Source organism: Roseococcus sp. GW821-FHT12F05, assembly GCF_058806835.1.
Map to the genome: position 1 here is coordinate 310109 of NZ_JBXAQB010000002.1, position 12160 is coordinate 322268.

12 protein-coding genes are annotated in these 12160 nt (G+C 71.1%); 3 read left to right on the plus strand and 9 right to left on the minus strand.

The window, feature by feature from the left end:
- Window positions 1-50: 50 nt before the first annotated feature.
- Together AC1ROY_RS06265 and AC1ROY_RS06270 are read left to right on the plus strand one after the other, a co-directional pair.
- Complete coding sequence (locus AC1ROY_RS06265) at window positions 51-1415, plus strand: NAD(P)H-dependent oxidoreductase (protein ID WP_493147736.1); 1365 nt, start codon at window positions 51-53, stop codon at window positions 1413-1415.
- Window positions 1416-1478: 63 nt separating this feature from the next.
- Window positions 1479-2264, plus strand: a complete 786-nt coding sequence (locus AC1ROY_RS06270) for an SDR family NAD(P)-dependent oxidoreductase (RefSeq protein ID WP_493147737.1) — start codon at window positions 1479-1481, stop codon at window positions 2262-2264.
- A gap of 677 nt (window positions 2265-2941) precedes the next feature.
- Here the strand turns inward: AC1ROY_RS06270 and speE are convergent.
- The 9 genes from speE to AC1ROY_RS06315 form a co-directional block, all read right to left on the minus strand.
- Window positions 2942-3805 (minus strand): polyamine aminopropyltransferase, encoded by an 864-nt coding sequence (gene speE, locus AC1ROY_RS06275; RefSeq protein WP_493147738.1) that lies wholly within the window; start codon window positions 3803-3805, stop codon window positions 2942-2944.
- Between the two features lie 75 nt (window positions 3806-3880).
- Entirely contained in the window at window positions 3881-4348 is a 468-nt protein-coding gene (speD, locus tag AC1ROY_RS06280; RefSeq protein WP_493147739.1) for an adenosylmethionine decarboxylase, read from the minus strand.
- 179 nt (window positions 4349-4527) lie between these two features.
- Window positions 4528-7599, minus strand: coding sequence for a ribosomal eL19 family protein (locus AC1ROY_RS06285; RefSeq protein WP_493147740.1), 3072 nt, complete (start codon window positions 7597-7599; stop codon window positions 4528-4530).
- Complete coding sequence (locus tag AC1ROY_RS06290; protein ID WP_493147741.1) at window positions 7599-8204, minus strand: protein phosphatase CheZ; 606 nt, start codon at window positions 8202-8204, stop codon at window positions 7599-7601. The genes AC1ROY_RS06285 and AC1ROY_RS06290 overlap by 1 nt, the downstream gene beginning before the upstream one ends.
- Window positions 8197-8565, minus strand: a complete 369-nt coding sequence (locus AC1ROY_RS06295) for a chemotaxis response regulator CheY (protein WP_493147742.1) — start codon at window positions 8563-8565, stop codon at window positions 8197-8199. Before AC1ROY_RS06295 ends, AC1ROY_RS06290 begins: the two co-directional genes overlap by 8 nt.
- Before the next feature lie 57 nt (window positions 8566-8622).
- The gene (locus tag AC1ROY_RS06300; RefSeq protein WP_493147743.1) at window positions 8623-9234 is read right to left on the minus strand and encodes a MotE family protein; all 612 of its coding nucleotides are present in this window, start codon (window positions 9232-9234) and stop codon (window positions 8623-8625) included.
- A complete protein-coding gene (locus AC1ROY_RS06305; protein ID WP_493147744.1) occupies window positions 9234-9644 on the minus strand; it encodes a DUF6468 domain-containing protein in 411 nt (136 codons plus the stop codon). The genes AC1ROY_RS06300 and AC1ROY_RS06305 overlap by 1 nt, the downstream gene beginning before the upstream one ends.
- The gene (gene fliM, locus AC1ROY_RS06310; protein WP_493147745.1) at window positions 9641-10708 is read right to left on the minus strand and encodes a flagellar motor switch protein FliM; all 1068 of its coding nucleotides are present in this window, start codon (window positions 10706-10708) and stop codon (window positions 9641-9643) included. Before fliM ends, AC1ROY_RS06305 begins: the two co-directional genes overlap by 4 nt.
- Entirely contained in the window at window positions 10705-11214 is a 510-nt protein-coding gene (locus AC1ROY_RS06315; RefSeq protein WP_493147746.1) for a flagellar basal body-associated FliL family protein, read from the minus strand. The genes fliM and AC1ROY_RS06315 overlap by 4 nt, the downstream gene beginning before the upstream one ends.
- Before the next feature lie 202 nt (window positions 11215-11416).
- On the opposite strand from AC1ROY_RS06315, the gene flgF reads away from it, so the two are divergent.
- Window positions 11417-12160 carry a flagellar basal-body rod protein FlgF gene (gene flgF / locus AC1ROY_RS06320; protein ID WP_493147747.1) on the plus strand — a complete coding sequence of 248 codons (744 nt, stop codon included), beginning with the start codon at window positions 11417-11419 and terminating at the stop codon, window positions 12158-12160.

Consider the following 12160-nt stretch of genomic DNA (forward strand, 5'->3'; position numbering starts at 1 on the left):
ATGAGCGGCAGATGGCTTCCTGAGGACAACGTCCTCGGGGAAACGCCGCCATGAACCTCTCCCGCCTCCTTGCCGCGCGCGCCGCGGCGGGCAAGCCGATCACCGTCGGAGTTATCGGCGCCGGGAAGTTCGGCTCGATGTTCCTCGCCATGGCCGTTCGCTCGCCGGGTATCCATGTCGCCGTCATCGCCGACCTCGCGCCGCCGCGCGCCCGGGAGAACCTCACGCGCATCGGCTGGTCGCCCGAGCAATCCGCCGCCCCCTCCCTCGAAGCCGCCCTCGCCTCCCGCGCCACCTTCGTCACCGAGGATTCCGCCGCGGTGAACGATCCCCGAATCGAAGTGGTAGTGGAGAGCACCGGCAATCCCGCCGCCGGCATCCGCCACGCGCTGGCCGCCATCGCCGCGCAGCAGCACATCGTGATGGTGAACGTGGAGGCCGATGTCCTCGCCGGCCCGCTGCTGGCCGCGCGCGCGGCCGCCGCCGGCACCGTCTATTCCATGGCCTATGGCGACCAGCCGGCCCTGGTCTGTGAGATGGTGGACACGATCCGCGCCATGGGCCTGCCGGTCGTCGCCGCCGGCAAGGGCACGAAGTACCTGCCGGCCTTCCACGACTCCACGCCCGAGACCGTCTGGGGCCATTACGGCCTCACGCCCGAGCAGGCCAGGGACGGCGGCATGAACCCGCAGATGTTCAACTCCTTCCTCGACGGCACCAAAAGCAGCATCGAGATGGCGGCCATCGCCAATGCCACCGGCCTGCTGCCGCCGGAGGACGGGCTCGCCTTCCCGCCCTGCGGCGTGCAGGACCTGCCGCACATCTTTCGCCCGCGCTCGGAGGGCGGGATCCTGTCGCGCAAGGGGATCGTCGAGGTCATCTCCTCGCTGGAGCGCGACGCTCGCCAGGTGGTTGGCGACCTGCGCTGGGGCGTCTATGCCGTCTTCGAGGGCGAGACCGACTACATCCGCCGCTGCTTCTCCGAGTATGGCGTGCACACGGACAGTTCCGGCCGCTACGCCGCGCTGTGGCGGCCCTATCACCTCATCGGGCTGGAGCTCGGCGTCTCCATCGCCTCGGCGGCGCTGCGGCGCGAGCCGACCGGCTGCGGCGAGGCCTGGCGCGGCGACGTGGCCGCCACCGCCAAGCGCGACCTCGTTGCCGGCGAGATCCTCGACGGCGAGGGCGGCGCCATGGTCTGGGGCAAGTGCATCCCCGCGGCGCGCAGCCTCGCGGAAAACGCGTTGCCCATCGGCCTCGCGCATGGGGTGCGGCTGCTCACCGACGTGAAGAAGGGTGCTTCGCTGCGGCAATCGGACGTAGCGCTGGACGTCACGCTCGACGCCGTGAAGCTACGCCGCGAGATGGAGGGGTTGCGTCCGAACGTCGATCCGCGCGTCGCCGTGGAGGCCTGAGCTCCCCTTCATACCCCAGAGTAACGCGGCTAGGCTTCGCGAAATCGTCCCCGGAGGAATCCCATGCCAAACCTGTTCGACCTGACCGGCAAGGTCGCCATCGTCACTGGCGGCAGCCGCGGCATCGGCCGCGCGATCTGCGAGCGGCTGGCGCAGCATGGGGCGAAGGTCGTCGTCTCCTCGCGCAAGGTCGATGCCTGCCAGGAGGTGGTGGACGCGATCAAGGCCGCCGGCGGCACGGCCATGGCAATCGCCTGCAACATCGGCCGCAAGCCGGAGCTCCAGGCGCTCGTGGACCAGACGGTCGCGGCCTATGGGCAGGTGGACATCCTGGTCTGCAACGCAGCGGTGAACCCTTATTTCGGGCCGACCCAGGACATCCCGGACGATTCCTACGACCGGATCATGAACTCCAACGTGCGGTCGAACCTCTGGCTGTGCCAGATGGCGATCCCGGCCATGGCGGAGCGGGGCGCGGGCTCGGTGATCATCGTGAGCTCGATCGGCGGGTTCCGGGGCTCGGCGCGGCTCGGCATCTACGGCGTGTCGAAGGCGGCGGACATGCAACTCGCCCGGGCACTGGCGGTGGAGTGGGGGCCGAAGGGCGTGCGCGTGAACGCGATCGCGCCGGGCCTGGTGAAGACCGACTTCGCGCGCGCGCTGTGGGAGGATCCGGTGAACCTGAAGAAGCGCACGCGCGACACGCCGCTGCTGCGCATCGGCGAGCCGGACGAGATCGCAGGCGCGGCAGTGTTCCTGGCCAGCGCGGCCTCGGGCTTCATGACGGGGCAGAGCATGGTGATCGACGGCGGCGTGCTCGCCGGGCCGCCGGTGATCGAGGAGGAGTAGCGCAGACCAGCCGCCGCCGGCCCCGACGTGAGCGGGTGGGACAAAGGTCCCCCCAGGCGAGCTCCGTCCGCGACGCCCCTCCACCGAGGGGAGCGCCCGCCGGAAGCGGCCCTCGGGCCGCGACCGCCGGTGGCGGGATCGGCCCGCGCCAGGCGCGGACCGGACAGGGAACTCGCCGCAAACACGCGCAGGACGTGGCGGCGGCTGGAACCGAACACGATACCGACCGCCGCGGCCCTGACGTGAGCGGGCAGGACATGACGTCCTCCCAGGCGGGGTCCGTCCGCGACGCCCCTCGATCGAGGGGAGCACCCGGCGGAGGCGGCCCACAGGCCGCGACCGTCGGTGGCGGGACCGGCCTGCGGCAGGCGCGGGCCGGACAGGGAACCCGCCGCAAACACGCGCAGGGCGCAGCGGCGGCCGGAAACCGGTCTCGATGGTCGAAGGACCGGCCGCGAGACGGCCAGGAAGTCGTTACCGGCCGCCGCCGGCCATGACGTGAGCGGGCCGGAAGCCCAGGCGAGGCCTTTCCGCATCGCCCCTCGACCGAGGGAACGCCCGAAAGGTGCAGCCCGCAGGCCGCGCCATCCGGTGGCGGGAGCGGCGCGCGCGGGATGGTCGCGTGCCGGACAGGGACCTCGCCGCGAACACGCGCAGGGCGCGGCGGCGGGCGGAAACTACGCGGGAAGATTCTCCGCGATGTACGGCGGGAGCTGGAAGGCGCCCGCATGGATCTCCGGCGTCCAGTACCGGGTCTTGCCGAGGATGCCCGCGGCCTCGGCCCGCTGGCGGATCTCGGCGGCCGGCACGTCACGCAGGCCCTTGGCCTTCGCCGCCCAGCCGAGCGTCATGAAGCCGCCGACATAGGTGGGGACGGCGGCCACGTAAGCCGAGATGTCCGCGAAGAATTTTCCGCGGCGCTCGGAGGTCTCGCGCAGCTCGTCGGCCTGCATGAAGGGCACGCCGCACTGATTCACGATCAGCCCGTTCGCCGAGAGCAACCGCTCGGCATTCTGGTAGAACTCGTCGGTGAAGAGCACCTCGCCCACGCCGATGGGGTCCGTGCTGTCCACGATGACGACGTCGAAGGAGCCGGCCTCGGCCTTGCGGACGTAGTCGATGCCGTCGCCGACGATGACCTCGGCGCGCGGGTCGTTCCAGGCTTCACCGGCGATGCCGGGGAGAAACTCCTTGGCGAGCCGGATCACCTCGCCGTCGATCTCGACCATCACGGCCTTCTCAACATTGCGGTGCTCCAGCACGCGGCGCAGCACACCGCCGTCGCCGGCGCCGATGATGAGCACGCGCTTGGCCGCGCCATGCGCCAGCAGCGGCACGTGCGTCAGCATCTCCTGGTAGACGAACTCGTCGCGCTCGGTGATCTGCACGACGCCGTCCAGCAGCATCACCCGGCCATGCGTGAAGCTCTCGAAGATCATGATGTCCTGGAAGTCGCTCTTCACGCGGGCCAGCTCGCGCTTCACGGCGAAGCGTTGGCCCCATTCGGCGTAGAGGGTCTCGTTCACCCAGGAATCGGTCATGGTCTCACCTCGTCAGAAAGAAGAAGGGGCCGGACGTTGCCGCCCGGCCCCGTTCGCATCTAGCTCGGATTTATGTCAGCCGATGAGGCCGCGCTTGTGCTCGGAGAGCTGGACGTTGTCCGGCAGGAAGCCGCGCCGCAGCACCGGGATCGCCTTGTACGGGTCGCAATCGCCGCAGACGAAGATGTCCAGCGCCGCATAGTCCCGCTCCGGCCAGGTGTGGATCGACACATGGCTCTCGGCCAGCACCAGCACGCCCGACACCCCGCCATTCGGCGAGAAGTGGTGGAAATGCCCGTGCAGGATCGTCGCGCCGGAGGCCAGGGCCGCCTCGCGCAGCACCGCATCGATGTGCCCGGGGTCGTCCAGGTTGGTGGCGCCCCAGAGATCGATGATCAGGTGCGTGCCGGCGTAACGGACGCCGTTGCGCTCGACGAAGTAGTCCTTCTGCTCCATCAGACCGTTGGCAGCCGAAGCATGAGTCGTCTGGGCGTCGCTCGGAAGAAGATCCGAGTCCATCCCCAGTCGGACGAGAGAGTCCATTTCGGGTTCCCTTTCCCACCAGCAGATGACCAGGTGTATCGGCTGTGCGGCCACAGCGGCCGTCGGTTCGATCAGGTCAGCGGAGCGGCCATATGGGGCATGGGGGTCGGGGGGTCAAATGAAAATGCGCTTTTGCGGCCCGAAAAAATCGCGGACCTCCCCCCCACCCCACGCAAGACTCAACCTGCCGTCCGCTGGGCAGTCCGCAATGGCTCCAGACTTTGCGGGAAACTCCGGAAGAGATTCAGTTCCCGTGCGAGGCGCGGGAGGTCCGCGAGCCCCCTGACGGGATCGGCCGTCAGGGCCTCGAAGGCCGAGGAGAGCTCGGGCCGGGCCATCCGCGCCGCATAGCGCGCCCGATGGGCCGCCAGACCGCCCTCGTCGCCCGCCATCGCCAGGAGGGCGGCGTTGCGGAGCGCCAGGCGTTGCAGGGGCTCGGGGAGCGCCGCCGGAGCGGCGGGGGCGGAGGCGGCCAGGTGGCGGGACAGGGCCGTGGCGGCACCGGCGAAGTCCCGCGCCTCGGCCAGGATGTCCGAGAGCGTCTCATCCCCGGCCGGGCCAAGGGCCCTCAGAGCTTCGACGGCCAGCTCGCGGTTGCCCCGGCGGGCCTCGGCCTGGGCCGCGATCAGGCTTCGACGCTCCACCAGCGCCGGGGGTAGCCGCGGCGCGGAGCTGATGGCCAGGGCCTCCAGCGCGCCCTCCACATCCCGCTCGCCGAGGCGCTGGGCCGCAAGCCGCGCGCCCAGGGACGCGCGGCCCTCGCCGGCTGGAAGGCGCTCCATCGCGCGCCGCAACAGGCCAGCGGCGCGATCCGGGAGATCGAGCGCGGTCAGCCGGTCGGCCAGCAGGGCGACCATCGCCTCGCCGGCCTCTCCCCCTGGCAGCAGCTCGGGATGGGCGTCATAGAGGCCGACGGCCCCGAGCGGCGGCTCAACCTCCAGTGCCTGCAGGAAGGCCTGCTGGATGAGATCGCGCAGGGCGGGTGCCCGTTCGGGAAAAAGGGCCTCGGTCTCCCGCAGGAGGGCGAGTGCTGCACGTGGATCGCCGGCCTGACGGCGGAGCGCGGCCAGGCGCTCGCGGGTGTTGACCTCCTGCACATCGCCACGCCAGGCGAAGAGGGTCTGTTCCAGCTGCCGTGCCGCGCCGGCTGCGTCCAGGCGGCCGGTGCTGAGGCGAAGCTCGATCCCGCGGCGAACGGCACGGGCCCGCATCAGCCGGTCCCGGCTGGCGGCGGCCGCCTCATAGGCTTCCAGCGCGCGGTCGGTGTTGCCCTGCGATTCCTCCAACAGCGCCTGCGCTAGCAGGAATGAGGGATTCTCGCCCCCAGCCTCCAGGAGCCGACGGGACGCGGCCGGCTGGCCGCCCTCGGCCAGGGCCTCGGCCGCGATCGGCAGGAGGCGGCGCTGCAGGCCTTCGGGATAGGACAGCAGGAGGGGAACCGTCGCCGCCAGGCCCGGCGCGGCCGCGCCGGCCTCGCCCTGGACGGCGGCGCGCAGGGCTCGCCAGAGGATGATCTCGTCGGAGACCGGCAGCTCCGCGTCCAGGCCCCGCGCCTCCGCGGAACGGCCGGCCAGGAGGGCCGCCATGCCCGAGAGGAAAACCTGCCGGCCATCCTGCGCGGCTTGCGGGCTTTCCTGCACGGCGAGGCGCAGCATCGCCTGCGCCTCCTGCGGAAGGCCCAGGGCCAGGAGGGTCTGTGCCACCGCGATCCGCGGCTCGGCGCGAAGCAGGGGCGCGACCGCGCCGACGCTCGCCTGCTGCGACCGCAGCCGCTCCTGGAGCGCCGGCACCGGCTGCGGCGGGATGTCGAAGCTGCGCGTCATGCCCGTCTCCGCCAGCCCGCCGTCGAGCTTCTGGCTGGCCACGGCGACCGCGCCGCCCTCGATGGACAGCAGGAAGCGCCCGCTACCGGCGCGCAGCGCGACCCGGTCGGCACGAGCCAGCACGGCCACGCCGAGAAAGGTCTCGAGCAGGTCGAACTCGGCCAGGTTGCGCGTCGCCATCTGGCGCGGCGCCGCCTCCGCCACCGTTCCGACGAGAAGCGGCAGGCCGGTCAGCGGATCGTTCACCGTCACGACGCGGGAGGGCCGCTCAGCATGCAGGATGGCGCGATCGCCCTCGACCTCTGCCCGCAAGGGGGCACCGGCCACTACCTGCTCACGCGGGACCGGCATCACGAACCAGTCCGGCCCGTCCTGCCGAAGGATGAGCTGCCGGTCCGGCGGCAGGGTCCAGGTGATCAGCGTGGCGCCCGCCAGCCGCTGTGCCTGGATGCCCGCGAAGGCGGGCGTGCGGAGCAGCGTCCCGAACTCGACGGGACGTTCCGTGTCGAGAAGCAGCAGCGCGTGCTCGCCGCGACGCAGCGCCGCAGCGCCAATGCCGGTCCCGGCAGGGAGACGCATCGCCGGCCCCTGCCCCGCCTCCTCGACGATCCTGGCCCGGATGGGCGACGGGCCGGCGAGGCTGGCTAGGGGTGAGACGCCGGTGACAGGCGGCGGCGCGGAAACAGGCGACGCCACGTCCAAAAGCGATCGGGGTCCTGCCGCGATCGGGGCGACGTGCTCCGGCCCACGTGGCGGCACGGCGGCGGCCACCGGGTTCCGCGGTACCTCGACCGCGGGAGTGGAAGCAGCCTCGGCCGGAGGGCGCGCCAGACTCGGCTGGGGCTCGACCGCCGGTGCGGGCGCGAAGGCGAGACGCATCGGTGGCGGCAACGCGATGAGTGGCGGAGATGGCGGCGCAGCGGCGACAGGCCGAGGCGCGGCGCCCTCCCGTCCGGTCGCAGACGGAGCCGCTGTTTCGCGGACCGCAGGGCGCGCCTGGGCCTGAGCAGGGCCGTCCCGCCGGCGCGTGGGCGGGGCGGCCGTCTCACGGGCAGCCGGACGCCGTTCCGCAGCCGCCACATTCTCCGACGGGTCCATGATGTCGAGGGCGACCTTGGGACCGTTCCGGAAGTGCCGGATGCGCGCACCGGGCCGCAGCGTCAGCTCGATCGCGCCGTCGGCCCGGCTCACGGCCAACAGGTTGCGCGCCAGCCGGCGCGCGCCGGCGAGATCGATCGCGTCATTGTCGGGGAAGCGGAGCAGGACGCGATCGCCCTGCTGCTCCACCTGGTATCGGGGCGCAGCGGTCCAGTCGAAGACGATCCGCCCGAAGCCCGGGTGATCGCCGGTCCTGACGCCGATCCGATCCTGCGCCGCGGCCGAAGCCGCGAGCAAGCCGAACACAAGGCCGATCGCCGCGCGCCGCATCAGTCGAAGCTCGCCAGTAGCTTGTCGATCTCCTGCTGGCTGCTGGCGGAGGCCGGCAGTTGCGGGCCGTTCGCCAGGGCGCGCCCCTCGGTGACCGGCGTCACCGGGACAGTCTCCTCCGGCAGCGGCATGGCCTCGGAGCCGGACGAGAAGCGCGCCGTCACCGCAGCGACCCGGCTCTCGATGGCCTTGAGCGCCGAGACGACCTTGCTGATGCGCTGCCCGGTGATGTCCTGGAAGCTGCAGGCCTCGTAGATGCGGGTGACGGCCGCTGCGAGCTTCTCGCTCTCCGGCGCCGGCACGCGCGACTGCATCGCCTCCAGCCCCTCGCAGACATCGAGGATCTCGTTGGTCGCATTGGCCGTGTGCTCGACCACCGCGTCGAGCTCGTCGGTCGCGCGGGGGATGTGGCTGGCGTTGATATCGTCCACGCGCAGCGCCGCGATCTCGGTCTTGGCGCGCTGCACCTCGCGGCCCAGCGCCTCCAGCTCGGCGAGCAATGTGGCCTCGGTCGTGGTCATGTCGCCGGCGAGGCTGCCGAGCACCTGGCGCACGGCCTGCTCGATCGCGTCGGGATTCCCCTCGGGGGCGTGCATATCATGCATGGACCAGCACCTTCTCGATCTTCTCGCGCAGCGTCTCGGCGTTGAACGGCTTGACGATGTAGTTGGAGACACCGGCCTGCTTGGCCGCGACGACGTTCTCGGTCTTGCTTTCGGCAGTAATCATGATGAAGGGCAGGTGCTTGAGCCGGGCATCGGCGCGCACCTCCTTCAGCAGGTCGAGTCCAGTCATCGGCTCCATGTTCCAGTCGCTGATGACGAGGCCGAAACTGCCGGCGCGCAGCTTCGCCAGCGCCTCCGCGCCGTCGGTCGCCTCCTCGACATTGTCGAATTCGAGCTGCTTGAGCAGGTTGCGGATGATCCGCAGCATCGTCTTGTAGTCGTCCACGATGAGGACGTTCATGTTCTTGTCCATGGCCATAGTCGTGCGGTCCTTTTTCGCAGCGGGTTTTCGGGAAAGTCAGTCGTTCGGGCGCGCCCGGTGGCGTGCGAGCTCCGTCGTCACAAGCCGCGCGCGCTCGGGGCGCATGGCCGCGAGCACCGGGGCGGCCTTCATCTCGCGCATGCGGTCGACGACCTGGATGAGCACCGGCATGTCGAGCTCGTCGAAGATGCCGGCGGCGTCGCGCGGCCGCATGCGTTCGTAGAGGCCGACCATCTGGCGCCAGCCCTGCTCGGTGCGCTCGTCACGCGTGCGGGCCTCGGCCTCTAGCCGCTGCTGCAGGGCGGTGAGCTCCTCCAGCCGTCCCGCGAGACGGCGCTCGACGGCGGCGACCAGCATCTCCCGTTGGGCAAGCGCGGCCTCGCGCGCCTCGATTTCGGTGCGGCGGGCGCGCAGGGCTTCGAGAACGGCACGTTCGGCGACGGCATCGGGCGCGGGAGACGCGGGAACCTCGGGTGCCTGCCGCGGCGGCGGAGCGGCCACCTGCGGAGCGGGTGCCGGCGCGCTCGCCACGGCCGGGCTCACCAGCGCCACGGAGGGCGCGGAACCGTGTCGAAGCCCTTCCAGCTTCACCCCGAGCAAAGCGAGCATGGCCAGCAGCGCGAGCGGCAGGAGACGGGGACGCGGCATCACTTGAGCCCCAGCGCGCGGATCAGCTCGCGTTCGGCCTCGCTGCGGACGGCCTGCGGCGCGGGCGCCGCGGCACCGGCGATGGGCCGCGCAGCCTGCACCGCACTTTCCAGACGATCGGCCAGCGCCTCGGACCGCTCGACGAGATAACGAAGGTCCTCCCGGATCGCCTCGGCGCCTGCGACGCGCTCGGCCACCTGCCGTCCGGCCAGCTCCGCCGTCGCGCGCAGGCGCATCAGCGCGGCCTCGGCGTGGCGCGAGGCTTCGCCCAGGCCGGCGGCGCCCTGCTCCAGCGCCACGCGATCCGCGCGCAGGGCCCGCAGCATCCGGTCGAGCCGCCAGGCCATCGGGAGGGTCGCGCCCAGCAGTCCAATGACGGCGACCTGGACGGCCCATTCGATCGCGCTCATGCCAGGGCCTCCGCGACGGGCCGCAAGGTCTCGGAGATGCGCACCGCCTGCCGGTTCTCCCGGCGCCCGAACTCGCCCTGGAAGAGCTGCACAGGGCCGCATTGCAGCTTGACGGGAGAACCCGGCGCCGCGTTCAGGATGATCCGGTCGCCAGGCTGCAGCGCGATGACGCTGGAGAGCGGCATCACCTGCTGATCCAGCACCACATCCAGCGAGACGTCGGTGTGCCGGAGCTGCTCGGCCAGATGGGTTTCCCAGATGCTGTCGCGGCCGAATTTTTCCCCCATGAACTGCTGCAGCAGCAGCTCGCGCACGGGCTCCAGCGTCGCATAGGGCAGCAGCAGCTCGAGCCGACCGCCGCGATCCTCCATGTCGACGCGCAGGCGGGTCAGCACGCAGGCGTTGGACAGGCGCGAGATGGCCGCGAAGCGCGGATTCACCTCCAGCCGCTCGAACAGGAACTCGACGTCGGTGATGGGCGCGAAGGCGTCGCCGAGGTCCTTCAGCACCACGCTGATCAGGCGCTCGACCAGCGTGCGCTCGATGGTGGTGTAGGGCCGGCCTTCGATGCGCATGGCCGCCGTGCCGCGGCGGCCGCCGAGCAGCACGTCCACGACCGAATAGATCATCGAGGAATCGACCACGATCAGGCCGAAATTGTCCCATTCCTCGACCTTGAAGACGGCCAGCATCGCCGGCAGCGGCACGCTGTTCAGGTAGTCGCCGAAGCGCTGGCTCGCGATGCTGTCGATCGAGACCTCGACATTGTCGGAGGTGAAGTTGCGCAGCGAGGTCGAGAGGATGCGCACCAGCCGGTCGAAGATGATCTCCAGCATCGGCAGGCGCTCGTAGGAGACCAGGCCCGAATGGATCATCCGCTCGATGCCGGTCTTGGCGGCGTTGCCCCCCTCCCCGTCATCCTCGAAGCCCAAGAGGCTGTCGATCTCGGCCTGGTTCAGCACCCGCGCGGCGTCGGCCGAGAGCTCCGGCTCGGGCGCGTCGCTCTCCTGCTCCAGCGCGGCGCCCCAGGCGGCTGCCAGGTCGTCGTCGTCCTCGCTGCTCATTGCACCAGGATCTCGGTGAAGAGCACGTCCGTGACACGCGCCGGCGCGGCGGCGATGTTGGCGCGGGCGATCAGCTCCTCGCGCAGGCGGTGCGTGCCGGCGCTGCCGCGCAGTTCCTCGGGGCGAATCTCGCGCAGATAGGTGGTGAAGAGGTCCACCAGCCGCGGCATGGCGGCCTGGAGCGTCGCGGCGTCCTGCGCGCCCGCGACCTCCATCTGGCTCTTCAGGCGGATGAAGGAGCGCCGGCCTGGCGCGTTCAGGTTCGCGGTGATGTCGGGCATCGCCACGAAGACGGGTGCACGCGACACGGCCGCGGCGTCGGCCGGCTCCGCGGCGGCATGCTCCGGCTCGTGATGGCCGAGCATGCCGGGCAGAATGCCGCCGAACCAGAGGCCCGCGCCGATCCCGGCCAGGACCAGCGGCAGGGCCAGGAGGATCAGCTTCTTCTTCTTCGTGCTGCGCGGTGGAGCGCCTTCCGCCGCCTCTTCACTCTTCGTCGCCGCCATTGGCGCCCACACCCTTCTGGTTTCCAGAGGGCATCCTCGCGCGAAGAGGTTAACGAAGCGTTTTCGCAGGGAACGCATCGCGAAAGCTGCCGGCGCCGGGCAATCCTTGCCGGCCCGCGCCGGGCAAACCCTGCCGGAATCGGCCAGCCGCGCTGGCACGCGCCTTGCGATCACCGCTCCGAGCCTTCGACGGAGCGCCACGATGGACAGCCCGAGCTACATCATCCTCTCCCGCCTCTCGGCGCAGATGCGCGCGAGCGACCTCGCCGCGCACAACCTCGCCAATGCCGACACGCCCGGCTTCCGTGCGAGCCGCCCGGTCTTCGCCGAGGTCGTGACGCGGCAGGGCCGCATCGCCGGACCGCAGAACGCCAGCGAGGTCGGCTATGCCTGGGACCGCGCGAGCTGGCGCGACATCACCGCGGGGCCCATCACCACCACGGGCAATCCCTTCGACATCGCCATCTCCGGCGAGGGCTACTTCGTCGTGGAGACGCCGCGCGGCGAGCGCTACACGCGCGCCGGCCGCTTCGCGCTCGGCCAGGACGGGCGGCTGGTGGACCAGCAGGGCAACGCGGTGCTGAACGCCAATTCGCAGCCGATCGCCATCACGCCCAACGACACGCGCATCGAGATCCAGGGCGACGGCACGATCCGCAGCGAGAACGGCGTGCTCGGCCGCCTGCGCGTCGTTCGCTTCGACAACGAGCAGGCGCTGCGGGCCGAGGGCGACCGCAACTTCGACGCAGCCGGCGAGCAGCCCGAGGAGATCGCGCGTCCCGCCGTCGTGCAGGGCGCGGTCGAGGGCAGCAACGTCCAGTCCGTGATCGAGATGACGCGCATGATGGCCGAGCTGCGGGAATTCCAGATGGCGAGCCAGTTCCTCGACCGCGAGGGCGACCGCCAGCAGAGCGCGATCGACCGCCTGCTGCGGCGGAGGAACTAA

Bases quoted from the DNA above. Each gene is read 5' to 3' on its own strand.
- AC1ROY_RS06265 (WP_493147736.1), top strand. From the start codon at position 51: ATGAACCTCTCCCGCCTCCTTGCCGCGCGCGCCGCGGCGGGCAAGCCG.
- AC1ROY_RS06270 (WP_493147737.1), top strand. From the start codon at position 1,479: ATGCCAAACCTGTTCGACCTGACCGGCAAGGTCGCCATCGTCACTGGC.
- speE (WP_493147738.1), bottom strand. From the start codon at position 3,805: ATGACCGATTCCTGGGTGAACGAGACCCTCTACGCCGAATGGGGCCAA.
- speD (WP_493147739.1), bottom strand. From the start codon at position 4,348: ATGGACTCTCTCGTCCGACTGGGGATGGACTCGGATCTTCTTCCGAGC.
- AC1ROY_RS06285 (WP_493147740.1), bottom strand. From the start codon at position 7,599: ATGCGGCGCGCGGCGATCGGCCTTGTGTTCGGCTTGCTCGCGGCTTCG.
- AC1ROY_RS06290 (WP_493147741.1), bottom strand. From the start codon at position 8,204: ATGCATGATATGCACGCCCCCGAGGGGAATCCCGACGCGATCGAGCAG.
- AC1ROY_RS06295 (WP_493147742.1), bottom strand. From the start codon at position 8,565: ATGAACGTCCTCATCGTGGACGACTACAAGACGATGCTGCGGATCATC.
- AC1ROY_RS06300 (WP_493147743.1), bottom strand. From the start codon at position 9,234: ATGCCGCGTCCCCGTCTCCTGCCGCTCGCGCTGCTGGCCATGCTCGCT.
- AC1ROY_RS06305 (WP_493147744.1), bottom strand. From the start codon at position 9,644: ATGAGCGCGATCGAATGGGCCGTCCAGGTCGCCGTCATTGGACTGCTG.
- fliM (WP_493147745.1), bottom strand. From the start codon at position 10,708: ATGAGCAGCGAGGACGACGACGACCTGGCAGCCGCCTGGGGCGCCGCG.
- AC1ROY_RS06315 (WP_493147746.1), bottom strand. From the start codon at position 11,214: ATGGCGGCGACGAAGAGTGAAGAGGCGGCGGAAGGCGCTCCACCGCGC.
- flgF (WP_493147747.1), top strand. From the start codon at position 11,417: ATGGACAGCCCGAGCTACATCATCCTCTCCCGCCTCTCGGCGCAGATG.